This is a genomic window from Sinomonas humi, from assembly GCF_000802235.1.
Classification (GTDB): Bacteria; Actinomycetota; Actinomycetes; order Actinomycetales; family Micrococcaceae; genus Sinomonas; species Sinomonas humi.
Genome location: NZ_JTDL01000129.1, coordinates 102306 through 125993, shown reverse-complemented (window position 1 = coordinate 125993; position 23688 = coordinate 102306). Strand labels below are relative to the sequence as shown.

General features: G+C 69.5%; 16 protein-coding genes. All 16 read right to left on the bottom strand.

Annotated features, from left to right (window positions below; translation table 11 throughout):
• Position 1 precedes the first annotated feature (1 nt).
• On the bottom strand, positions 2-430 hold the full coding sequence (locus LK10_RS13470) for a PglD-related sugar-binding protein (protein WP_052207328.1): 429 nt from the start codon (positions 428-430) through the stop codon (positions 2-4).
• Positions 427-1626, bottom strand: a complete 1200-nt coding sequence (locus tag LK10_RS13465) for a DegT/DnrJ/EryC1/StrS family aminotransferase (RefSeq protein ID WP_156144172.1) — start codon at positions 1624-1626, stop codon at positions 427-429. Before LK10_RS13465 ends, LK10_RS13470 begins: the two co-directional genes overlap by 4 nt.
• A gap of 41 nt (positions 1627-1667) precedes the next feature.
• Positions 1668-2663, bottom strand: coding sequence for an NAD-dependent epimerase/dehydratase family protein (locus LK10_RS13460; RefSeq protein ID WP_043124519.1), 996 nt, complete (start codon positions 2661-2663; stop codon positions 1668-1670).
• Complete coding sequence (locus tag LK10_RS13455) at positions 2660-3832, bottom strand: Gfo/Idh/MocA family protein (RefSeq protein WP_081998531.1); 1173 nt, start codon at positions 3830-3832, stop codon at positions 2660-2662. Before LK10_RS13455 ends, LK10_RS13460 begins: the two co-directional genes overlap by 4 nt.
• A gap of 83 nt (positions 3833-3915) precedes the next feature.
• Positions 3916-5439 (bottom strand): sugar transferase, encoded by a 1524-nt coding sequence (locus tag LK10_RS13450; protein ID WP_043124517.1) that lies wholly within the window; start codon positions 5437-5439, stop codon positions 3916-3918.
• Positions 5440-5753: 314 nt separating this feature from the next.
• A complete protein-coding gene (locus tag LK10_RS21945; RefSeq protein ID WP_156144169.1) occupies positions 5754-5918 on the bottom strand; it encodes a hypothetical protein in 165 nt (54 codons plus the stop codon).
• A gap of 105 nt (positions 5919-6023) precedes the next feature.
• Positions 6024-8723, bottom strand: a complete 2700-nt coding sequence (locus tag LK10_RS13445; protein WP_043124515.1) for a helix-turn-helix transcriptional regulator — start codon at positions 8721-8723, stop codon at positions 6024-6026.
• A gap of 1 nt (position 8724) precedes the next feature.
• The gene (locus LK10_RS13440; protein WP_043124512.1) at positions 8725-11340 is read right to left on the bottom strand and encodes a helix-turn-helix transcriptional regulator; all 2616 of its coding nucleotides are present in this window, start codon (positions 11338-11340) and stop codon (positions 8725-8727) included.
• Between the two features lie 222 nt (positions 11341-11562).
• Positions 11563-12018 carry a Fe-S cluster assembly sulfur transfer protein SufU gene (sufU, locus tag LK10_RS13435; RefSeq protein WP_043124509.1) on the bottom strand — a complete coding sequence of 152 codons (456 nt, stop codon included), beginning with the start codon at positions 12016-12018 and terminating at the stop codon, positions 11563-11565.
• Positions 12015-13391: an aminotransferase class V-fold PLP-dependent enzyme gene (locus LK10_RS13430; RefSeq protein WP_043124508.1), complete on the bottom strand. Its 1377-nt coding sequence runs from the start codon at positions 13389-13391 to the stop codon at positions 12015-12017. The genes sufU and LK10_RS13430 overlap by 4 nt, the downstream gene beginning before the upstream one ends.
• Before the next feature lie 322 nt (positions 13392-13713).
• Entirely contained in the window at positions 13714-16365 is a 2652-nt protein-coding gene (locus LK10_RS13425; protein WP_043124506.1) for a LuxR family transcriptional regulator, read from the bottom strand.
• Positions 16362-18959: a helix-turn-helix transcriptional regulator gene (locus LK10_RS13420; protein WP_197061938.1), complete on the bottom strand. Its 2598-nt coding sequence runs from the start codon at positions 18957-18959 to the stop codon at positions 16362-16364. The genes LK10_RS13425 and LK10_RS13420 overlap by 4 nt, the downstream gene beginning before the upstream one ends.
• 339 nt (positions 18960-19298) lie before the next feature.
• Positions 19299-19883, bottom strand: coding sequence for an aminoacyl-tRNA hydrolase (gene pth / locus LK10_RS13415; RefSeq protein WP_043124501.1), 585 nt, complete (start codon positions 19881-19883; stop codon positions 19299-19301).
• 325 nt (positions 19884-20208) lie between these two features.
• Positions 20209-20793, bottom strand: coding sequence for a 50S ribosomal protein L25/general stress protein Ctc (locus LK10_RS13410; RefSeq protein ID WP_043124498.1), 585 nt, complete (start codon positions 20791-20793; stop codon positions 20209-20211).
• Between the two features lie 209 nt (positions 20794-21002).
• Complete coding sequence (locus tag LK10_RS13405) at positions 21003-21983, bottom strand: ribose-phosphate diphosphokinase (protein WP_043124496.1); 981 nt, start codon at positions 21981-21983, stop codon at positions 21003-21005.
• Positions 21984-23612, bottom strand: a complete 1629-nt coding sequence (gene glmU, locus LK10_RS13400; RefSeq protein ID WP_269429511.1) for a bifunctional UDP-N-acetylglucosamine diphosphorylase/glucosamine-1-phosphate N-acetyltransferase GlmU — start codon at positions 23610-23612, stop codon at positions 21984-21986. It abuts the gene before it with no gap.
• Positions 23613-23688: the final 76 nt, after the last annotated feature.

Sequence of the window (23688 nt, the reverse complement as noted above, 5' to 3'; positions counted from 1 at the left end):
ACTATGCGACGTCGCCGTGGGTGAACGTGACCCCGGGCATCACCACGACGTGCCGCCCGAGCGAGACCGCCGCCGTCATCACGACGTTCGCGAGCAGGATGCTCCCCTCGCCTACGGTGCAGCCCTCGGGAATGGTGACGCTTGGATGCACGATCGTCGCGAATCGACCCGGCGGAAGGCCCAGCGCCCCTAGCCGGCGCACGATATCGGCGCGCACTGCGCCGCTGCCCACACAGACCACCACGCGCGCGCTCGGGTGCTTGCCGACCTCGGCGAGCGGGCCGAGCACGTGTGCTCCGTCGAGGACGCTGCCCACGCGGACCGGGTCGTCATCGAGGATCCCCAGGAGATCGAAGTCGTCTCCGCCGCGCACGAGCGCCATGACCTCGCGGGCCAGACCGCTCGCGGCAACCAGGAGCAGCTCGGTCACCTCGGTTCCCCCTCGGGAACCTTCGGCCCCTCGGGAACCTCCGGTGCCTTGGGAGCCTCCGGCGCCTCGTGAAGCCTCGGCGCCTGCGCGCCGCGGCGGACAGCGTCCGCAACGCGCCCCACGCCGTCCTCTCCCAGCTCGTGGTAGAGGGGCAGGATGAGAGTGCGGGCTGTGAGTCGCTCGGTCGCGGGGAGCGGCGCCCGAAGGGCCATTCCGGCAAAGGCCGGCTCAAGATGCGCCGCCATAATTCCCGGGCGGGCAGAGATTCCCTCAGCCGCGAGCGCGTCGAGGAGCCCGTCCCTGCTGAGGGTGAAGTCGTCGTCGACCTCCGCCCAGAACGATTGGAAGTTCGACTCGCCTTCCGGTGGATCTTCGGCGAACCTGAGCCCGGGAATCCCGTCGAGCGCCTTGCGGTAGGCAGCAACGAGAGCACGGCGCCGCTCGATCATGGCGGGAAGGCGCTTCAGCTGGACAATCCCGATGGCCGCCTGGAGATCCGTCATGCGGAAGTTGTAGCCAAGCTCCGTGTACTCCTCCGCTGGCGCCCGGACCGCCTCGTGTCGCTCGGCTGCCGAGACGCTCGCTGCGTGCTGCCGGAGGCGGCGGGCACGCTCGGCCCAGTCCCCGCGGTCGGTCGTGAGCATCCCGCCTTCGCCCGTGGTGAGCAGTTTGCGCGGGTGAAAGGACCACGCCGCGATGTCCGCGCTGATGCCCACGGGACGCCCGCGGTAACGCGAGCCGGCGGCGCAGGCCGCGTCTTCGATGAGGACGATGCCGCGGGCGTGGCAGAGCTCGGCGAGAGGGCCGACGTCGGCCGGAAGGCCGCCTTGGTCGACGACGACGACTGCGCTCACCCGCGGTCCCAGGACCGCGGCAACCGTTTCGGCCGAGAGGTTGCCGGTCAACGGATCGACGTCGGCGAAGACCGGCTCGGCGCCGAGGTAACGGGGCGCGTTGGCCGTGGCGACGAAGGAGAACGAAGGCACGACGACTTCGTCGCCCGCCTTGACCCCTGCGACGAGGAGGGCGAGGTGCAGCGCCGTCGTGCAGCTCGAGACGGCCACCCCCTGCGTCACGCCCTGAGCGGCAGCGAACTCGCGCTCGAACTCGGCGACCCGCGGGCCTTGGGCCAGCCAGCCGGACGCGATGACCTCCGCGACCGCCCTGGCCTCCTCGGGTCCGACCCACGGCTTCATGACGTTGATGCGCTCTGGCGCAACCCCCTCCTCGACGGCGCTCACGACGCCGCCACCACCCTGGCCGCCGCGATCTCCTCGCGGAGCGGCCGCCACCAGGCAACGAGCCGCCGCAGCCCCTCGTCGAGCGGCATCTCCGCCCGGAACCCCAGATCGCGGGCAGCGGCCGTCGTGTCAGCGAGCCTCCGAGCGACGCCGTTGACCTTCCGCTCCGGCCCGAACTCGACCGCGAGGTCAGACTCCATCGCGTCCAGGAGGGACACCGCGAGCGCAAGCAGACTCGTCTCGTTCCCGCTCGCGACGTTGTAGACGCCCTCGCACACGCTGGACTCGGCCGCGTAGATGTTGGCCCTCGCGACGTCGGTCGTGTAGACGAAGTCCATGGTCTGCTCGCCGTTGCCGTAGACCAGGGGCGGCCGGCCGTCCGCGATGCGCTCCATCCACCGGACGAGCACTTCGGTGTAAAGGCCATGGACGTCCATCCGGGGCCCGTAGACGTTGAAGTAGCGCAGGGCAACGTAGTCCAGCCCGTACATTGCGCGGAAGCTCCGCGCGAGGCCTTCGTTGAAGCTCTTGGCGGCCCCGTACAGCGTGTCGTTGTTGTGGTGATGGTGCCGCTCAGGCGTGGGGAACTCATTGGCCTCGCCGTAGACGGACGCGCTGGAGGCGAGTACGACCTTGTCGACGCCGTGTTGGGCCGCCGCTTCGAGCACGGTGAACGTCCCGTCGACGAGGACCTCGAGTGCCAGCCGCGGCTCTTCGGCGCATTGGGTGATGCGGATGGCGGCCTCGTGGAAGACCAGGTCCTTCCCGACCGTTGCGTCGTGAACGGCGTCGCGGTCCCGAAGGTCGCCCTCGATGAGCCGGACCCGTCCTGTCGAGAGCGCGTGGTCGAGGTTGCCGAGCCGCCCTCGGGTGAGGTTGTCGAGGACGTCGACGTGCTCGACTCCTGCCTCGAGGAGTTGGTCCACGATCGTGGAGCCGATGGTGCCTGCTCCGCCGGTGACGAGAACGCGGGCCCCTGCCAAGATGGTCATGCTCCTGCCTCCTGCCTGAGTGGGTCATCCTCTACGAGCCCGGCTCCGAATGATTCCTCGAGCCCGAGACCGTCCGCCGGATCCACCGCTGTCTGGGCGCCGCCGGCCTGGAGGCTGCGGCTCGTGGCTTCGAGGACGCCAAGCACGCGGAGGGCCGATTCACCGCTCGTGGCCGCTGGCCGCTGGCCTCGGATGGACGAGGCGAACTCTGCGACCATCGCCCCGAGCGCCTCGCGCTCAGGAAGCGCGGGCGACCACGTGTCACCGAGCCTGTAGGAGATGGCTGCGTCGCGCCGCTCCGTCCCGGCGCGGGGACTGCGCTGCGGCAGTTGCACCCCCCGGTCGTAGACGCTCAGGCGCTGCTGCGGGTTGAGGTCGTCCCACACAAGCGTCCTACGGGTGCCGCCGATGACCATCTGACGGATCTTGGTGGGGCTGAGCCAGTTGACGTGGATGTGGCCCATGCCGCCGAACGGCAGGTCGAACGAGAGGTGGCCTACGCAGTCGCGGCCCGTGCCAAGCGGGTCAGCGCCGTGGGCAGCGACCATGTCCGGTGCGAGCCCTCCGGGGAGGATGTAGTCGAGGATCGAGAGATCGTGCGGTGCGAGGTCCCAGAAGACGTCGACATCCGGCTGCACGAGACCCAGGTTGATCCGCACAGAGTCGATGTAGAGGATCTCGCCCAGCTCTCCCTCGAGGAGCAGCTCCCGCATCTTCTGCACGGCCGGCGTATAGCAGTACGTGTGGTCGGCCATGAGGACGAGGCCCTTGTCCTCGGCCGTCGCGACCATCTCCGCGCCCTTGTCCCAGTGGTCGGCGAGCGGCTTCTCGACAAGAACGTGCTTGTCCGCCCTGAGAGCCGTGAGCGCCACCCCATGGTGCGTCCGCGCCGGCGTCGCGATCGCGACGGCATCGAACTCCAGCGTGTCGAGCGCCTCGTCGAGCGAGGCGAAGGCAGCCGTGCCGTGCTGCCGGGCCAGGCCTTCCGCACGCTCGAGGTCGAGATCGCAGATGGCACGAAGGTCCCAGTCGTCTGACCGCTGGAAATTGCGGGCCAGGTTGGGACCCCAGTATCCGGCGCCGATGACGACGACGCCCAGTGGGCGCGGTGGATGCCCGGCCGGGCTGGTCCCCCTGAACGGAATGAGCGAGTACGGCAAATCTGCCATGATGGCCTCTCTTCGGGTGCGGCGAATCTGGGGTGCAGTCTTTGTTGGATGCGCTTTTGGGTCTCTTTGGGTTGCTTCTGGCCTCAGTACGCCCCGACGGGGTCGACGATGGCCCGGATGGTGCGCCATAGGATCATGAGGTCGCCAAGTAGCGACCAGTTCTCGACGTAGTAGAGATCGAGCCGAACAGCATCGTCCCAGTCGAGGTCCGAGCGTCCGCTGATCTGCCAGAGGCCGGTGATGCCCGGCTTGATCAGCATGCGGCGCCGGGTGAAGCGCTCGTACTCCCCGACTTCCCGCGCGAGCGGGGGCCGCGGCCCCACCAGGCTCATCTCCCCCTTGAGGACATTCAGGAACTGCGGGAGCTCATCGAGCGAATAGCGCCGCATCCACCGCCCGCAGCGCGTCACCCGCGGATCCTCCCGGACTTTGAACAGGGCCCCCGCACCCTCGTTCGCGCCAGCGAGAGACCCCAGCTGCGCCTCTGCACCGACCACCATCGAACGGAACTTCAGCATCCGGAAGGCCGTGCCGTCCTTGCCGATCCGCTCCTGCCGGAACAGCACCGGGCCGGGCGAATCGCACCGGACCACAAGGGCCAGCGCCGCCAGCACCGGCGAGAGCAACACGAGCGCGACTATCGCGAACACGATGTCCATCCCACGCTTGAGCACGTGCTTGGCCCCCGAGTACCGCGGCAGGTCCACCTCCATCAGCGGGAGCCCCTGTACCGGGCGCCAATGGATCCGCGGCCCCGCCACATTCGTCAGCGTCGAGGCCAAGACCAGCTCCGCCTCGTACCGCTCCAGGCTCCACCCCAGCTCCCGCACATACTGATTCCCGCCCGGGACGGGGCCAGCGATGATCACCGCGGAGGCCTTCTTCAACGCCACCGTCCGCACCACGTCGTCCGTCGAGCTCAACACCGGCAGTCGTTCCCCCTCCACCGTCAGGCACTGCCCTCTCCGGCCGCCCGGAAGGACGACCCCCAGCACGTTGTACGGGGCACCGCTGCTCGCCGTGATCCGCCGCACCACATACCGCACGTCCTCGGGCTCCCCCACCACCACCGCAGGGGTCAGGTAAAGCCCGCTCCTCCGCTGCGCATTGAGCCACCGCCGACTCGACCAACGTGCCACCAGGAGCCCCACGAGGCCGGTGCCGAACACCAGGGTGAAGACCCGCGCCGGCAGCCAGTCAGAGACCAGCAGCGCCGCAATGGCCAGCACAGCGAACAGCTGCACAGACGCCGCCACAACCCTGCGGTACTCCTCGGCGCCGATCCCGAACACCGACGCATCACGGCTCCCGTACACCCCCAGCGCGACGGGCCACACCACCGCGATCACAGCGAGCGCCACATCCGTACGGGGACCCGCCCCACCGAACAGCACCCCCGCGACAACAGCCGCAAGCACCACCGCCGAATCCGCCACCCGGAGGCACAGCGCGTATCGCCTCGGCCACGCCTGCGCGCGAGCAGAACGCGCAATCCGCGTCGGCCCGATCCGCGTACCCGATGACCCGACACCCAGAACCGACAAGAGCCGTGAACCATGCCATGGCGAGTTGGTGTGCCCTACGTTCTGCTCTGCGCCTACCGACATGACCTGCTCCTGCTCGACATGGCCTGCTCTTGGCTCCGAAAGGTGCCGGTGCTGTTCGCCCGGCCCCTCACATGCACCAGTACAGTCGAGCGCGCAGGGCAGGTCACCAGTAGTCGGTACCCGAGCTTGCACACTCCCTCGGAGGGTGAACCCTTGCCCAGTACGCAGCAGCCACCTATCGGACCACGCGGCCACTGCCTAGTCGCGACCCACCCGCAAGGGTGAGTACTCGAACGCCGCTCCCAGCGCCTCCAGAACGCCCGGATCAGGCGAGAGAAAAGGCCCGAAATTCCCGGGAAATCAACGAAAATCCTCTACGCGCCCGAGCGGGCGGCCGCAGCTGTCCCAGGCATCATCACAGCCATCCGCATCCCGGGCATCACCGTCACAGCCGTCCGCGTCGAGGCCATCATCGTCACAGCCATCCGCGACGAGGCCATCACCGTCACAGCCATCCGCATCGCGGGCATCACCGTCACAGCCGTCCGGTTTTGGCATCCGCGTCACAGCCATCCGGCTGTTGGCAGGCTGGAGAACCAGCACCAGCACCTCGAAGCAGCACCTGGGCGGGACTCGCCCGGACCTCAGTCCTCCACCGCATCCCGCAGCTCGTCCCGGCTGCGAATGCCGAGCTTCGCGTAGCTGCGGTGCAAATGCCCTTCGACGGTCCGAACCGAGAGGTGGAGGCGGTCAGCTATCTGCCGGTCGCTGAGGCCTTCGACGGCGAGGTCGACGACGTCCTGCTCCCGGCGGCTCAACCGCAGCGAGGCGAGCATCGCCTCTTCCTGCTCGCCGACGTCGCCCGATCCGGGCAGTCCCTCGCAGGCTCGCGCCGCAGCGCCCGCCCGGCGAGCGGCCGCCCGCTCCCCTGCGCTGTCAAAGCAGCCGGCCGCGCGCGCGTAGCCGGCCCGGGCGCGCCGGAACAGTCCGAGCTTCTGGAACAGCTCCCCGGCCCTCATATAGCCCTCGCCGCTCCCGGTGGCCGCCGCACGCGCCCACTCACCCCAGGCCGCGGCCCACGGGCCCTCCGCAGCGCCCGCGAGCTCCGCGCTGCGCTCGGTCGGCTCCGCCGCTCCGAGCTCGAATGCAAGGACTCGGGCGATGAACTCCCAGCCGGGCCTGGCTGCGAGACGGTCCGCTTCAGCGATGGCCTCAAGCTCCGCTAGCCCTGCTCCCGGCTCGAGAAGCTCCCGAGCGCCAGCCCGATGCATCGCGGCGAGTTCGCGCATCGCGGCGCTGCCGACGTCGGCCGTCTGCTCGGCGCGAGTGAGACGCTCCTGAGCCTCCGCAGCATTGCCGCCCGTCGCTGCCGCCCATGCTGCAAAGGCGTTGGCGACGCCCAGCAGGTGCAGGGGGTCGAGCAGCTCGAGGTTCTCCACCACGTCTTGGAGGAGCGCTCCGGCTTCCCCCTCACGGCCTTGCCGGAGCAACGCATAGGCACGGGCACAGTAGAGGCCCGGGCCGAAGACGAGCGTATGGCGCATGTGACCGCTCTGGTACGAGTTGAGGACCGAATCGACGCTCGCCCAGTCGCCCGCGAGGAGGGCGGCACCCAAGTAGCGAACGATCCCGAATTCCTCGAGGGGAAAATGCTCGTCGTCTCCGCCCCGCTCCGAGAGGGCGAGGGCCGCCGTGCGCGCCGCCGTCTCATAACTGCCGGCAGCGAGGTGGGCGTCGGCCTCGAGGAAGAGCCAGATGTTGCGCTCAACGAACGGTGCAGCCGCGGCCTGTGGGAGGCGCCCGTCGCGGGCTATTGCTTCTGAGACCGCGGCGAAGTCCGCCCGCTCGAGGGCGGCGAGCGCATGCAGGAGCCGTGCGCGGCGGTTCACGGATTCCTTGGCGCCGGGACCGAAGGGGAGGCTGAGTCCCAGATGGCCGTCCACGGACTCGGCTGCCCGCTCGAGTGCGGCGATGTCCTCTTCCACGCCGTCCAGCTCGCGCGCGGCGACCCGCGCGCTGAACTTCACGAGTGAACCCGCGAGGACGTCTCGCGCATCCGATGGGTTGGCGGGCCGGACGTCGAGCTCCGCGAGGGCGGCGTGGGGGTTGTTGAGGTTCAGGTGGGCTCGCGCGACGAGGCCTCTGGCGAGTGAGCGTTCGGCCTCACTGTCGATGAGCGAGGCCGCCCTGAGGCCAAGCTCGTTGCGGAAGGCACGCACCGCGGACGCGGCGCCGCGGGCAAGTTCCGCGGCTGGAAGCGCCGCGCCGGTATCCAGAGCGAGCTCAAGCAGACGCAGTTCGTTCGCGGGCTGTCGGATCTCGTCGCCGCCGAGCGCGAGGGCGCGCCGATAGATGTGCAGGCGGCGAGTCGCCGTCGTCATGCGCCGCACGGCGTCCGCCTCGAGCGGGAAGCGGATCCGCAGGCCCTCATTCCCAGGATCTGCGAACCAGCCCAAGTCCCCCAGCCGGTCGAGGACCTCGCGGTCGACGAGCGCACGGGCGGCCGGGCGGGGAAGCGGTTCGGTGAGGGCAACGAGCATGAGTGCGTCCCGGTCCGCCGCCGTCAACTGCTCCATCGAACTGCGGACCGTCTCGGCGAGCGCCTCTCCACGGCTCGCGAATCCCCCTGTGAGGACCCAGATGCCGTGATGGCACAAGAGCGTTCCGGCGGCCAGTGCCTCGTCGATGAGCGAGAGGAGATGGAGCGGGTTGCCGCCGCTGAGCGTGTGGAGGACGTTCGCGGTCGTAAGCGAAGACCGCCCTCCAAGGCGGCCTTCGGCGACGGAACGCGTCTCGTCGACGCTGAGCGGCCCGAGCTCGACCCGCTCCGCAATCCCGTCGTGCCACATGTCGAGGAAGTCCCGTGGGAGCCCTCCGCGCGAGGTGCCTGCGGCCAGAAGCCTGACCCACGACGACGCCACCGCCTCCGCGATGAGGCCCGCCGATCCGTCGTCGAGGTCCTGCGCGTCGTCCACAACGAGGACGACGGGCCGGCGCTCCTCTCCCGCGAGCCGGTCCAGCTCAGTCCAGAGCGCACGGAGGACGCCGATCCGATCCTTCACCTCGTCTGGAGCGAGCGGTGGAAGGCGCTCGATGAGGGCCGCGTACGTGATCGCCCGCAGGCTGCGACCGGTGTAGATGGGCAAGACCTGGACACTCTTGCCGAGAGCTGCCACGATCCGCTCGAGCACATGGGTCTTGCCCGAGCCGCTTTCGCCCACGACGAGGACGGCGGAAGGCCCGTCGCGCCGCAGCGCCTCGGCCGCGGCTGCCGCCACGTCCTCCCGCGCTGTTTCATTGATCGATGAGCTCCCCGCCAACTCCACCCCCACGTTCGCGGCCACGTCAGACCAGTCCGTCGAGTCCGCTTCGAGACGCCACTCCGAGCTTCAGGAAGACCTGGTAGAGGTGTCCCTCCACCGTCCTGACTGAAACGCCGATCGCCTCGGCAATGTCCCGGTTGGTCGCGCCCGAGGCGGCCATAACGGCAATCTGGCGTTCCCGTTCGGTCAGCACTGGCGCGGGAACCTGGGGCACGAGCGGAAGCATCGGGAGCACCCGCGTGAGCCGGTCCAAACGGGTCTGCGCCCGGCCCGCTGCAGCCGAATCGCTGCGGTCTCGCGCGAAGTCGAGGGCAAGGGCCGCGCAGCGGGCTTCGAGTTCGTCGAGTTCCATGCCGTAGGCTGCCTCGGCCGCCTCGAGGAGCGCCTCGGGATCCTTGCGCCGGGAGGCCGCGGCGATTGAGGCCATGAGGTGCGAGAGGGGCCCCTGCCGCCGGTGGGCGAGACGCTCAACCCAGAGGAACTCCCGCTCTGTGCCGGGAACGCTTGCCCCGAAGACTTCCTCGGCCGCCGCCGAGACACGGCCCGCCGCTTCCTCATCCGCGGCATGCGCGAGGAGGAACTCGGACGCCCCGGCGTCGCCCAGCCAACGGCGCGCCATTCCCTCCGAGAATTCGGCGAGATGGACGAAGAGCCATGGAGCCGGGCCGCTCGTGGCCCTTGCCCGTTCGAGGCACCGCTCGGCCTCCCCGGTGTCTCCAAGCTGCGCGTACGCGAATGCCGTGGCCGCGTATGCCGTGGAGAGTGCGTTCCGGGCCGGGAACTCCTCAAGCTGGGCGACGGCGTTCAGGAGCGGTCCGAGGGCGGTGCTCGCACGGCCGGCGATGACGAGCGGGAGCGCGAGGAACAGTTCGGCGAGGCCTCCGCGGAGGCTCAGGCGCCGCCCGCCGCGGTCCACGTAGTGTTCGCACAGGTCGACGCAGCGCTTCCAGTCGCCGTTCGCGATCCAGACGGCGAAGGCGGCGGCGACGTAGGCGTCGTCGTCCATCTGCTGGGGAGCGTTGAGTCCGAGGGACGCGATGAGCGCCGCGGCGTCTGCCTCACGGCCGCAGGCAGCCCACCCTTGCGCGAGAAGGAGTGAGGCCTCCCGGCGGAAATCCTCACTCGAGCCGACACGATGCGAGGCGGATTCGAGAGCATCGAGGATCGGCAGGAAATCCCCTTGGAAGGCCCGCGCGCGGAACTCGGCGAGGTCCAAGGTTTCCGCGGCAGCCCGCAGCGCGGCGGGGTCTCCCTCCGCGGTCCGGGCGAAGGCGTCCCAAGCCGCGTGGAGCGGTTCACGAGCCTCGCCGCGTTCCGGAAGCCATGAGAGGAGCTCCGACTTCGCGGCCGCGTAGCGGGCTCGCGCCGCCGGGCCGAGATGCTCGACGACCTCGGCGGGCAGTTCGTCTAGCACGGCGAGCGCCTCCTCCTTCTGCTCGAGGAGCGAGAGCGCGGCGGCTCGATGGAACGCCGCCTCAGCCTTGAGCGCTTCGGGCAGCTCCCCGGCCCGGTTCAGCACGTCCAGCGCGCGGAGCGGCTCGAACAGGCTGACTGCGACGCAAGCCGCATGGACCACGAGTTCGGGACCGACTTTGCTCCCGATGTCGAGTGACCATTCGACGTAGGAGACGAGGTCTTCTCGGTCGAGGCCGGATTCCTCCGGCGCTCCCCCGAGCGACGTGAGCGAGGCGAGCTCCCGGTGGCGGTCCGGCCCGAGCCGCTCCCGGACCAGCTCTGCCATCCGCGGTTCCCGGAGGTAGGCGCAGCGGTGTTCCGAAGCGTCGACGGCGATGATCCCGCGATCCTCCATGTCCACTAGCACCTCGGACCCGAAGAGCCTGGCCAGCCCGGCGATGGGGACTCGGCGCGCTACGGCGAGGTGCTCGATCACCTCACGGACGTCCTGCGGCTCGCGCGCCCAGCGAGCCCGGATGATCTCATCCGTGCCGCTCCCCTGCTCAGGCTGGACCACGGCCTCGAGAGTCCACACGCCGCCGCGCTTGTGGAGATTTCCGGTGGCCCGCTCACGCCGCACAATCCCCTGGACAGCTGCAGGGTTGCCGCCGCATGCATGGTGCAGCTCGCCGACGGCCGAGGAGGCGACCCTGCCGTCCACGAGGGCTGAGACGAGGCGCCTCGTCTCAGGCATCCCGATCCCGTGCAGTGGCGTCTCGACGAGCCGGCCGCGACGCACGAGGCGCAGGAAGTCCGCTGGGAGGTCGGTGGCGCGTTGGGCGACGGCGAGCAACCGGGCGGTGCCGCTCAGCAGCAGGTGGAGCAGGACGCCGACGCTCGCCTCATCGATCGCACCCGCGAATTCGACCACGAGCACCACAGGCCTTCCGGCCGCGTCCTCCCGCAGCATGTGTTCGACGGCGAGGAGAAGCCCCGTGGGCGACGCGGACGCACCGTGGGGCAGGCGGGCGAGGAGAGCCCCGAGGCATGCGTAGTCCCCGGAACGGCCGGTGGTCGAGGTGCGGAGGCGGAGCGGGTAGATGCTCGTCCCGAGTGAGGAGAGGACGGCACTCGCGAGAAAGGACTTCCCGACGCCCGGCGGCCCGGTGACGACCGTTCCGAGGGAGCCTGGGTCCTTGAGCGCCCGAGTAGCAGAATCCAGCTCACCCTGCCGTACGAGCATGGCCCATCGGAGCCTTTCGGCTTGCCGTTCGGTCGGGTCAGCCGCAGCCTTCACAGACCGTCCCAATTGAACCGAGACAGCGGAATCTCGCAGCATCGCAAGCCTCCCCCTCGGAAGCGGTTGGGACGCGCCGACCGAGACAGCCATAGCGTACGCCGAAGTCAGCGTTCCGCAATAGGGAAGCCCGACTCCTGCTTTTTGCCCCGCCCTACGGCAGGCGTCTCAGGCGCCGGCCTGCCGCGCGGCGTCCTCGGCCGCGACCCAGGCGATCATCGCGCACTTGACCCGAGCGGCGAAGCGGGAGACACCCTCGAAGGCTGCGGCGTCGCCCAACACTTCGGGGTCTCCCGCGATCTGCCCACGCGACCGGAGCATCTCCCGGAACGCGTCGGCGACCTGCCGGAACTCCTCCGGGCTCGCCCCTTCCGCCAGATCGTGGAGGACAGACGCCGAGGCCATCGAGATCGAGCACCCTTGGCCCTCCCAGCGCAGGCTCTGGATCGCGCCATCGGCGACGGCGACGCGAACGGTCACTTCGTCCCCGCAGACGGGATTGAGCTGGTGGGACTCGCCGAAGCCAGCCGCTTGAGCCTCCGCGAGCCTCTCCGCGAAGCCGCTCCCGTGGCGTTCCTTCGCGTGGTCGAGAATGACCTGCTGGTAGAGGGCGTCGAGGCTCATGAACCCGCCTTCGAGGTCACGCCGAAGAAGCCACGGACTTCAGCCAGGGCCGCGAGGAAGGCATCGATATCGGCTTCGGTCGTGTAGACGTAGGCGCTCGCCCGGGTCGAAGCCGTGAGACCGAGTCGGCGGTGCAGTGGCTGCGCGCAGTGGTGGCCGACGCGGACGGCGACGCCGCGGCTGTCGAGGTACTGCCCGACGTCGTGCGCATGCACTCCGGCGACGTCGAAGGCGGCGATGCCGAACCGGGGGTGCACGTACCACTCCTCGCCCGGCGCGGGGCCGAGAAGCCGCACGCCGTCGAGGGCGGCGATGCCCTGGGCGAGTCGCTCGCCCAGGCGCGCCTCCCGTGCAGCGATGCGTTGCATCCCCGTCTCCCGCAGGTAGTCGACCGCGGCGGCGAACGCGACGGCCTGCGAAATCCGCTGCGTCCCCGCCTCGAAACGCTGCGGGGCGGGAAGGTACTCCGCGCGCTCCATCGTCACCGTCGTGATCATCGAGCCGCCCACGAGGAACGGCGGAAGTGCGTCGAGCAGCTCGCGGCGCCCATAGAGCGCGCCTATCCCCGTGGGGGCCAGCATCTTGTGGCCGGAGAACGCGGCGAAGTCCACGTCGAGTGCCTTGAAGTCGACCGGCATGTGCGGGACGGACTGGCACGCATCGAGCACGGTGAAGGCGCCGGCCCCGCGGGCGAGGCCGACGAGCTCCTCGACGGGGCTCACGGTCCCGAGCAAGTTGGAGGCGTGCGAGAAGGCGACGAGGCGGGTGTTGGGTCCGATGATCCGTGCGGCCTCGGCAAGGTCGAGCCGGCCGTCGTCGTCGACGGGGATGTAGCGGAGGGTCGCCCCCGTGCGGAAGGCGAGCTCCTGCCACGGGATCAGGTTCGCGTGGTGCTCCAGTTCCGTGACGACGATCTCGTCGCCGGGGCCGAGCGCGAAGCGGCGCAGTTCGGCAGTTCCTCGGCCACGCTCGGCCCATACGGTGGCGTTGGAGAACGCGTAGGCGACGAGATTGAGCGCCTCCGTAGCGTTCGACGTCCACACGAGTTCCGCAGGGTCGACGCCGACGAAGGCCGCCACGGTTGCGCGGGCCTCCTCGTACGCATCCGTTGCCCGCACGGCGAGCTCGTGGGCACCTCGGTGGACCGCCGCGTTCCGCGTCTCGTAGAAGTCCTGCTCGGCCTCGAGGACGCTGCGGGGCTTCTGCGACGTCGCCCCCGAGTCGAGGTACACGAGCGGGCGCCCGTTGACGGCTTGGTCAAGAGCGGGGAAGTCGTGACGGATGCGTTCCGCCTCGGAGTCGTCGAGCTCAGAGGAATGCGCGGTGCCGACTGAGGCCGGCCGGAGTGGGGCCGGGACGCTGACGAGGGCCACTGTGGCGGCTCCTTCACAGGAAGAATGAGACCCGAAATTCGGTTCGAGAATTACGGTACGGCTTTGTGCCGCAATCCATTCTCCCACGTGACCCGGCGGGTCTGGCCAGCCTAACTTCTGGGGCAGAAGAGTCAGCAGCAAGAAGAGCCGGCGACGGCTGGGGGAGGAACCTTGGTCTCGGGGAGGTTCCGTCGTCGCCGGCTCCGTCCTTGGTGGCGGTGCCATCAGCCATCCCGATCGGCTGTGGGACAACTCTCGCACGATCGGAGTCAGAGGGCATGAGTGGCGACTACGCGTTTGCCATGAACCTGCCGAGCGGCCGCTACTTGCTCTGTGGAGAGGTGTACTCATTCTCCGGAGCGAGGCCGACGGCGGAGGAAAGCTGCTCGCGGCTGCTCACCCCGAGCTTCGAATAGGCGCGGTAGAGATGGCCTTCGACGGTGCGCACGGAGACGGTCAGCCGGTCTGCGATCTCCCGGTCGCTCAGGCCGCTGATGGCCAATGCAACGATCTGGCGCTCGCGGCGCGTGAGCTCCCCGACTGGGGCCGCGGGCTGTGGGACGGCTGCCGTCTCCCCCAGCTCCGCATCGCACGCGCGCTGGCCCTCCCACACGGCACGGGCCTCCGCGCGCGACGGTGTGTTCTCGAGCTGCGCGAGGGCGTCGGCGTAGCATTCCCGGGCGAGCCGGGGGAAACCGGCGCTCCGCAGGGCGTCGCCTGCAGCGCGCAGCGAGTCGGCGCCGCCTTCGTCGAACGCCGCGCCGAGCAGTACGCCGGCCTCCGCCCACTGCCCTTCCATGGGCCATGCCACGGAGAGAAGCTCATCAAGGCGGTCCCGCCGTCCGGCGTCGAACCACAGGAAGAGGCCCTGGAGGCAGACGTCGCGGCGCGCGCCTTGGGATGCCGCGTCCACGGCCGATTCGAGAGCGGCGAGCGAACCCGTGTCGGCTTCGATCGCGCAGCCGGCCGCGACCTCGAACAACTCGGCAATGGGACGGATCATCGACGCCGCGACCCGGTGGGGCCCACGCGCGTCCTCGAGGAAGTCCGAGGCCTGTTCCCAGTCGCCCTGACGCGCCGCGGCGTAGGCGGCGCCCGCGGCGCAAAGCCGGAACACGTGCTGCGAGTCGCAGATGCGCAGCTCCTCGAGCGTCGGCTCGAGGAGCTCGAGCGCCGGTCCGAAGCGTCCTTGGCGCAGGAGCGCGAGACCGCGTGCACACTGGAGGGTCGCGCCGAGCTGGAACGAGTCCTCGTGCAGTGGCGGGGTCGCGAACCACGAGGGGACGGACTCGAGTGCGTCCCAGTGGCCCGCGGAGACGGCAGCGTAGACAAACCGGACGGCCGCGAACTCGGAGAGGGAACCCATGGTCTCGTCGGAGGAGAGGAGCTCGAGCGCCTGCGAGGCGGTCGCCATCGCCTCGAGCAGGAGTCCCCGGCAAGCCAGGACCTCTGCCTCGAGCGCTGCCGCCACGCCGCGCTCCGCGGCGGTGCGTTCCGTCGCTCCCCCTGCGCGCCACGCCGTCCGCCACGCGGCAAGGCCGACCTCAAGGCTCACGTAGTCCCCGCGGACAGAAGCGAAGACAAGCCGAAGCAGGTCCCACGGCCCCTGACCGGCGTCCTGGGCGAGGCGCTCGAGGTCCTGTGCCACGTCGTCGTGCGCATGGCCGAGCGCGTCCCGGCTGTAGAGCCACAGCAGGCCGGATGCGAGCACGCCCTCGGGCCCGAGGTCTGCGGAGGGCTCGAGGAGCGGGACTGCTTCCCCGTAGTGGTTCGCGGTGTAGGCCACGAGGCCGCGCACGAATCGGGCCTGGGCGGCGAGCCCCGGCGAGGTGACGGCGTCCGCGGCGCGGAGGGCGAGCGAGTTCTCACCCAATCTCGCGGCGAGCCTCGCGGCCCTCAGGAAGGTCGTCTCCTCGAGGGCGAGGCCACAGCCGAGGGCCCAGGACACAGCGCACAGGAGACCGTCGGCGGTCGAGATCTGTTCGGCGCGGTGCACTGCGGCCAGTTGCTGGAGCTTGAGCGAGCGAATGAGCGGGATGAGCTGGAAGATGGCCTCGCCGTAGACGACGTGGCGCAGCCGGAGCGAGCCGTCCGGGCCTTCGGGCGGGAGGACCAGCCGCTTCATCACGAGGCTGCGGACCACGTCCCCGCCGAAGTTGCCCTCGATGAGGCTCAGAGGCGCGGGCTGCGCGATCGCGGTGAGCATGAGCGCCTCGCGCTCCTCCGCCGAAAGCCGCTGGAGCTGGTCGCGGACTAGCCCGACGAGCCCATCGCTGCGCCGTTCAGGCTCGGAAGCGAGCAGCCACGTGCCGCGCCGCGCCACGAGGGCGCCTGCTCGCTGCGCCTCCTCCATGAGGCAGCGCAGCAGCATCGGGTTGCCCTGCGAATCTCGCCACAGGCGCCGTGCCGTGGACGGAAGCACCCGGCTGCCGAGCGCGGTCTCGAGGAAGGTCGCGGCCTCGGCTGCGGTGAACGGTTCGAGGTCGAGCCGCTCAGCCCCTCCGTCGATCCAGAGCTGCATGAGGGGCGGGGGAAGCAGGGCGCCATCGGGGGAGGTGACGAGCGCCTGCGCCCAGCCTGCGCCGACAAGCTCGGCAACGACCTCGGCGGTGAGCGTGTCGATCGAGTGCGCGTCGTCGATGACAAGGACGAGGCGTCCTGCGCTGTGCGTCCTCAGCTCCTCGACCCGGCGCCAGAACGTGCGCAGCACGGCGATCCGCGATCCGGCCTTCTCCGTGGGGAGGCCGCCTAGGAAGGGCGCAAGGACGCCGTACGGAACGCGTTGGAGCGATGGGCTCCCGTGGATCTCGAAGGTTTCGGCGTAGTCCCCGAGCTCCGCGCGCACGGCGGCTACGAGCGCGGACTTGCCGACACCGGTCTCACCGAGGATGAGGAGGGCCGGCACGTTGTCGCGGAGCATCGCAGCGCACTGCGCGACCTCCCGCGCGCGCCCCACGAACGCTAGGCCGCTCACAGGAGTCCCGCCAGCTCAGCGCGGGAGGTGATGCCGAGTTTCGAGAAGACCTGGTAGAGATGGCCTTCGACCGTCCGGACTGACAAGCCCATCTCCTCTGCGATCGTCCGGTTCGACTCGCCCCGCGCTGCGAGCACGGCCACCTCCCTTTCCCGCGCTGTGAGCAGCGGTCCGAGGCTCTGTGGCACCACCGGGAGGACTTCCACGAGTCCGGTGAGCCGGTCGAGCCGGGCTTGCAGGATCCTTGCCGCGCGCACGTCGCCGGTGTCCCGGGCGATGTCGAGGGCGACGGCGGTGCATCGCGACTCGAGCGTGTCGAGTTCGAGTCCCGCGGCGAGATCCGAGGCCGTCACGAGGTCCTGGAGTTCGCGGAGCCTCGTGCCGCGGGCCAGCCGCCTTCCGATATCGGCGAGGGCTCCCTGCCGATGGGCGCAGACTTCCTCGAGCAGGGCCAGTTCTTCTGACCCCGACTCGACTGTCGCCCCAACGAGCCGAATGCCCGCCATCGTCCAGCGGCCCGCGGCGATGTCGGCCTGAGCCGCTTCGACGAGGCGCTGCGACGCACCCCGCTCGCCGATCCAGCGGCGCGCCATGTCCGCGCAGAACTCTGTCGAGGAACGGAGACTGTAGCTTGTGGGCGCGGACCACCCTTCGAGCCGATCGAGATAGGTCCTGGCTGCCGCGCTGTCTCCCTGCTGGGCGAACGCGAACGCGGTCGCCGCGTACGCACAGCCGAGAGTGGCCCGGACATTGCCCTGCTCGAGCTGCGCAATCGCGGCGAGCAGGGGCGAGATAGCATCCGATCCACGGCCCGCGTAGACGAGCGCGAGACCCGAGGCGAACTCGTAATGGGCGCCCGCGAAGCGCAGGCTCGGGACAGTCTCGAAGCCAGCCGAGCGCACGAGTGCGACGGCCTGCCGCCAATGGCCGTTGAAGAGGAGGACGTCGAACCCGCGGCTCACAAAGTCCTGCCGAACCCGGCTTGTCCCTGCCGGCCCCGCGAGCTCGCTCGAGATGCGGTGGAGCGTCGCGAGCGCCTCGTCCTCACGCCCGACGACGACCTGCGCCTGCATGAGCAGGCACGCCGAGCGCAGCCTCAGCTCGTCATCACCGCCGGGGGTGCCGGCCGCCGCGGCCTCGAGGCGTTCGATGACTCGGGCGTGGTCGCCGCGGTAGACGGCGTCCGCGAACTCGGCGAGGTCGAGCACCGAGCGTGCATTACGCACCTCGTCGTCGGCCGCTTCACTGAGGCCGGAGTTCACGAGCAGGCGGGCACGGGCCTCCTCGAACACCGCAGCCACCTCGCCGTCGCGGCCCGGAGTCGAACGCTTGACGGCGGCCATGGCCTCGACGAAGTGCGCGTACGCCACGGGCCCGATGGACTCAAGCTCCTCCTCCGTGACCTGTTCGAGGAGGAGGTGGGCCTGCACCGGAAGGCCGAGGGCGAGGTACGCGTAGGCACGCAGGAGCTGGACGGTAGCCCATGTCGCGGTAGACCGCGGGACGTCTTCGAGGCAGTCGAGCGCGAAATGCGGGTCGTGCAGGCGCAGCGCGGCACCCGCGGCGGCCACCGCGTGCGAGGGCGCGAGCGGGGTCTGGCACTCGCGGGTCCACGCGGCGTAGCCGAGCAGCTCGACGACGCCGAGGCTCGCGAGCGAGGGCTCCTGGTTCCCGATGATCTTCGCCCGGAGCTCACGACGGCGTGGAATGCTCAGCCATCCGCGCACGACCTCCTCCATCACCGGGTCCGAGAGCGAAACCGAGTGGTTCTCGTTCTCCTCCACCGCGATGAGCCCGGCCTCGTCCATCACCGAGACGACGTCCACCCCGAACACGCTCGTGATGCGCTCGAGCGGGAGCCGCCGCGCGCAGGCGAGCGCCTCGATGACGGTCTGCACCTCCGGCGACTCTCGCTCTACACGCGAGCGCACGACGTCGTCGATCTCCCGGCTGCGCCTCGTCTCGGCGTCCTCGGAAAGGGTCCAGACACCATCGGTCGAGCGGAGCTGGCTGGTCTGGAGGAAGTCGCTCATGATTCGGTAGAGGAGCTCGGGGTTGCCGTGGGCCATGGCGTGGAGCATGCGGGCCACGGTCCGGGGGACGATGCCGCCGAGAACCTCGCCGAGGACCTCCTCGGTCTTGTCCTCCGGGAGCAGGTCGAGCTGGATCTCGCGGATGCGGCCCTCCGTGAGCATCCAGTGGAAGTCCTGAGGCAGATCGCTTGTGCGGTTGGCAACGACGACGACCTTCGCCGTGCCGGTCGTCATGAGGTTGACGAGAGTCGCGGTGCTGAGCTCGTCGAGGCCGCCCGGCGTTTCGAGCGCGATCACGGCCCTGCGCCCAGCGGCGTCGGCGCTCAGGAGTTCCAGGATGCCGCGCATGGTGGCGGCGGGATTCTCGAGCGCGTCATCAGGAAGCCGTGCGAGGAAGGGGGCGAGCGCGCCGTACGGGGTCTCTGTTCCACCCATTGTGCTGCGGAGGGTCTGGGCGTACATGTCCGGGGCAAGAGAGCGGACCAAAGCCGTCTGGAAAGCACCCTTGCCGATGTCGCGCGCTCCGGTCACGACAATGCCATAGCTCTGTGCGCTGCTCAACGCCTCGCGCGCTGCTCGCAACTCGTCGCCTCGGACGCTTCGGGCCCACTGGACCCGATCCGAAGCCAACGGGCGAGCGCCAGCTTGGTGCCGTTCAGACACCCCAGCCGTCCACCGCATTGCCCCTCCCCGTGTCCCCCACGCATGCAGGTGTCCAAAAGATACCCCGTCGAAGCGACTATTCAGTAGGGCAGGGGGAGCGACTTTTCACCAAGGAGTGAAAAGTGGCGCGCGACGCGCCGAAATTAGGGACTTTGGTCCCGAATGTGACGCCAGCGCTTCACCTGGGACCCGAGACCTCGTAAAAGCCCGCGGTAGGGAGTCACTACAGGCAAGCCCTCACGCCTTGGCCGGGTGATGCTTCTGCTGGGCGGCCAGGAGGCCTTCGCGCACGAGGAGTTCGACGGCGTCGGCCGCCTCCCCCAGGACGAAGGGGAGGTCCTTCCGCTCGGTCGGCGAGAAGTCGCGCAGCACGAAGTCGGCGGCGTCCATGCGCCCGGGGGGACGGCCAACCCCTACCCGCACTCGGTAGTAGTCCTTGGTGCCGAGAGCTTTCGAGATGTCGCGGAGCCCGTTGTGGCCGCCCTCTCCCCCGCCCAGCTTGAGGCGGACGGTATCGAACGGGATATCGAGCTCGTCGTGGACCGCGACCACGTGGTCGGCCTCGATCCCGTAGAACTTCGCCGCCGCTGAGACGGGGCCGCCGGACTCGTTCATGTAGGTGAGCGGCTTCGCGAGCACAACGCGCGGCCCACCGATGCCGAGCCTCCCCTCAAGGACCATGGCCCGGGAACGGTGGGAGGAGAACGTTCCTCCGACCCGTCCGGCAAGTTCGTCAAGGACCATCTGGCCCACGTTGTGCCGGTTGCCGCTGTACTTCGGACCCGGGTTGCCGAGCCCGATGATCAACCAGGTCTCCGCCATGCGGCTGCTCCTTCAGATCGTGAAGTTGTTGGGGCGTGTTCTTGAGGGCGCGTCGCTCGGGGCACGTTACTCCGGTCTTGCCGCTCGCGCGCGTTACTCCGGTCTTGCCGCTCGCGCGCGTTGCGCGGGTCTTGCTGCTCGGGCGCGGAAAAGGCGGCCCGCCCCATCAGGGCGAGCCGCCTCGAGGTCTTCCAGCAGGCTACCGCCCACTCCAGCAGCCCATGGGCCAGGTCCGGCAGCTCATGAGGCCGAGCTATTAAGCCAACGAGCTATTAGACCAGGCAGCTCCTAGACCGACCGGTCCCTCCTGCTGCAGCGGCCTCAGCTACTCGGCAGCAGCCTCTTCGCCAGCCTCGGCCGGCTGCTCGGGGGCGACGGCCACAGCCTCGGCGATGTTGACGATGATCGTCTCCGCATCGGTCACGAGGGCGACGTTCTGCGGGAGCTGGACGTCGGAGGCGTGGACGTGCTCGCCGACGCCACGGCCCTCGATGTTTACCTCGAGCGCGGTCGGAAGGTGGGTGGCCTCGGCCTCGACCGTCACGGCGACGGTCTCGTGGGTGACGACGGTGCCCGGGGCAGCCTCACCGACGACATGGACAGGAACGTCCACCTGGACCTTCTCGCCGCGCTGAACGGTGAGGAGATCAATGTGCTCGATGATCTGGCGGACCGGGTCACGCTGGATGTCCTTGACGATCGCGAGGTGCTCGGCGCCCTCGATATCGATCGTGAGGAGGGCGTTGGCCACGCGGACGGCGAGGGTGGTCTCGCGCCCCGGGAGGCTCACGTGCAGCGGCTCGGCGCCGTGGCCGTAGATGACAGCAGGGATCTTGCCGGCGGCGCGGGCGCGGCGGGCGTAGCCCTTGCCGAACTCGGTGCGCTTCTGGGCAGCAAGCTTGTCGCTCATGGAATGCTCCTTCGATGGATCGGGTGGCTTGGCGCAGACGGGCGTCTGAACCGAAGCACCATCGAGCCAGAAGGCCCCATCGAAGAAGTCCAGACCCAGTCGATCACGGTCCGGCGCATGCGCCGATCCCTCGCCAAGGTTCGCCGACAATCCTAGCAGATCGGACGGACGGCGAACCTCGGCCAGACGCCGTAGGCGCAGCTGCCTGTCTAGCTGCGGCCGTCGAAGAGGCTCGTCACGGAACCGTCGTCGAACACCTCGTGGATGGCGCGGGCGATGAGCGGCGCGATCGAGAGCACCGTGAGCTGCTCGAAGCGCTTGTCTGGCGAGATGGGCAGGGTGTTGGTCACGACGACCTCACGCGCCCCGCACTCGGCGAGCCGACGCGGAGCCGGATCCGAGAACACGGCGTGCGTTGCGGCGATGATCACAGACCGGGCGCCGGCGTTCTTGAGCACCTGGACGGCCCCGGAGATGGTTCCGCCGGTGTCGATCATGTCGTCGATGAGTACGCAGTCACGCCCCTCGATCTGGCCGACGACCTGCTTCGAGACGGCTTGGTTCGGCACGTTCACGTCCCGCGACTTGTGGACGAACGCCAGCGGGGCGCCGCCGAGGCGCTCGGCCCACTGCTCGGCCACACGGACGCGGCCCGTATCCGGGGAGACGACGGTGACCTTGTTGAGGTCCACACGGGTGCGGACGTAGTCGGCGAGGAGGGGGATGGCCATGAGGTGGTCCACCGGCCCGTCGAAGAAGCCCTGGATCTGCGCGGTGTGCAGGTCGACGCTCATGAGGCGGTGGGCGCCGGCGGTCTTGTAGAGGTCCGCGATGAGTCGTGCGGAGATCGGCTCGCGGCCGCGGTGCTTCTTGTCCTGCCGCGCGTAGGGATAGAAGGGCGAGACGACCGTGATCCGCTTCGCGCTCGCCCGCTTGAGCGAGTCGATCATGATGAGCTGCTCCATGATCCACTCATTGATCGGAGCCGGGTGGGCCTGGATCACGAACGCGTCGGCGCCGCGGACGCTGTCCTCGAACCGAACGTAGGTCTCGCCGTTCGCGAAGTCGTAGGCCGACGTCGGAAGCAGCTCCGTGCCGAGCTCTTTGGCGATCTCCTGCGCGAGTTCGGGATGGGCCCGGCCTGACGCGACGACGAGGCGCTTCTCGCCGTTGGCCGTGATCTCGGTCATCTACTTGCCTTCTTCTGTTGGGGGAGTGCTGGCGGAGGGGAGAGTTTCAGGGGTGCCGAGGGCAGCTTCTTCTGCCAGCGCACGCGCTGCCGCTGCCGCGATAGCCGACGGCGATCCGGGCCGTTTCGCCTCGGTCCATCCCTCGGCGTTGCGTTGAGGGGCGACGCTCAGCGCGAGGGCACCTGCCGGGACGTCCTTGCGCACGACGGCGCCGGCTCCCGTGTAGGCGCCGTCACCCACGGTGACCGGGGCGACAAAGACGGTGTTGGAGGAGGTGCGGACGTGGGCTCCGATGACCGTGCGGTGCTTGTTGACGCCGTCGTAGTTGGCTGTGATGTTGCCGCAGCCGATGTTGGTGCCTTCGCCCACCTCGGCGTCGCCGACGTAGCCGAGGTGCGAAAGCTTGGCTCCCCTGCCGATCTGAGCGTTCTTCGTCTCGTAGAACGCTCCGATCTTGCCCGCCTCGCCAAGCACTGTGCCCGCACGGAGGTACGTGAAGGGGCCCACGGTCGCGCCTGGCCCGATCTCCGACTTGGTGCCCTCGGTGCGCCGCACCGTGGCGCCCTCCCCCACGATCACGTCCACGAGCGTCGTGTCGGGGCCGATGACCGCGTCGCGCTCGATGACGGTGGCCCCGTGGAGCTGGGTGTTGGGCTTGATCGTGACGTCCTCTGCGAGACGAACACTGCCATCGATCCAGGTCGTCGCGGGATCCACAATCGTGACGCCGGCTCGCATCCACTCCTCGACGATCCGGCGGTTGTGCTCCGCAGCGAGGGCTTGGAGCTGGACGCGATCGTTGGCGCCCTCCACCTGCCACCGGTCCTCGGTCACAAGGGCAGCAACCCTGCCGCCGTCCTCGCGTACGATCCCGAGGACATCGGTGAGGTACTTCTCGCCCTGGGCGTTCTCCGTCGTGACGCGCCGCAGCGCGTCTGCGAGGATCGCGGCGTCGAACGCGTAGATGCCCGAGTTGACCTCGAGGACCGTCCGCTCGTCCTCGTTCGCGTCCTTGTGCTCGCGGATGGCAGCAACGCCGCCGTCAGCGTCGCGGAGGATCCGACCGTAGCCTGTCGCGTCGTCGAGGACCGCAGTCAGGACTGTGACGGCGTTGCCGTCGGCCTCGTGAAGCGCCACGAGGTCGCGGAGGAGTTCGGAACTGAGGAGCGGCACGTCGCCGTACGTGACCACGACTGTGCCCTCAAGCCCTTTGCCCTCAAGCCCTGCGCCCTCGAGCCCGTCCGCAGGATTCGCGGCGGCGAGAGCGTCGAGCGCGACCTCGACGGCGCGGCCCGTCCCCGGGATTTCGTCCTGGTCGATGATGAGCGCCTCGGCGTCGATTGCCGCGACATGCTCGGCGACCCGGTCACGCTCGTGGCGAACGACGACGGCGAGGCTGCGGGGGTCGAGCCCGCGAGCGGCGGCGAGGGCATGGGCGATCATGGAGCGGCCCCCCAGCTCGTGCAAGATCTTGGGGGTGCGGGACTTCATGCGGGTACCTGCACCGGCAGCGAGAACGATGACGGCGGTAGGCTGCCGCGCGGTGCCGTAGGGAACTGGGCTCGCTCCGGCCTGCGGGGACTCCGGGCGGTCGGCTGGGGGACGCTGTCCGGGGTTCTCCGCATTCACTGTCGCTGGTTCTCCTGATCGTCGCGATGCGTGCTGCTGCAAGGCCGGAGCCATTCTATCCACAGCGGTCCGAGGG

What these genes read in the sequence shown, in the direction of transcription:
- LK10_RS13465 (WP_156144172.1), bottom strand. Translation starts at nt 1,626, where the DNA reads ATGAAGCCGTGGGTCGGACCCGAGGAGGCCAGGGCGGTCGCGGAGGTC.
- LK10_RS13460 (WP_043124519.1), bottom strand. Translation starts at nt 2,663, where the DNA reads ATGACCATCTTGGCAGGGGCCCGCGTTCTCGTCACCGGCGGAGCAGGC.
- LK10_RS13455 (WP_081998531.1), bottom strand. Translation starts at nt 3,832, where the DNA reads ATGGCAGATTTGCCGTACTCGCTCATTCCGTTCAGGGGGACCAGCCCG.
- LK10_RS13450 (WP_043124517.1), bottom strand. Translation starts at nt 5,439, where the DNA reads ATGTCGGTAGGCGCAGAGCAGAACGTAGGGCACACCAACTCGCCATGG.
- LK10_RS13440 (WP_043124512.1), bottom strand. Translation starts at nt 11,340, where the DNA reads ATGCTCGTACGGCAGGGTGAGCTGGATTCTGCTACTCGGGCGCTCAAG.
- sufU (WP_043124509.1), bottom strand. Translation starts at nt 12,018, where the DNA reads ATGAGCCTCGACGCCCTCTACCAGCAGGTCATTCTCGACCACGCGAAG.
- pth (WP_043124501.1), bottom strand. Translation starts at nt 19,883, where the DNA reads ATGGCGGAGACCTGGTTGATCATCGGGCTCGGCAACCCGGGTCCGAAG.
- LK10_RS13410 (WP_043124498.1), bottom strand. Translation starts at nt 20,793, where the DNA reads ATGAGCGACAAGCTTGCTGCCCAGAAGCGCACCGAGTTCGGCAAGGGC.
- LK10_RS13405 (WP_043124496.1), bottom strand. Translation starts at nt 21,983, where the DNA reads ATGACCGAGATCACGGCCAACGGCGAGAAGCGCCTCGTCGTCGCGTCA.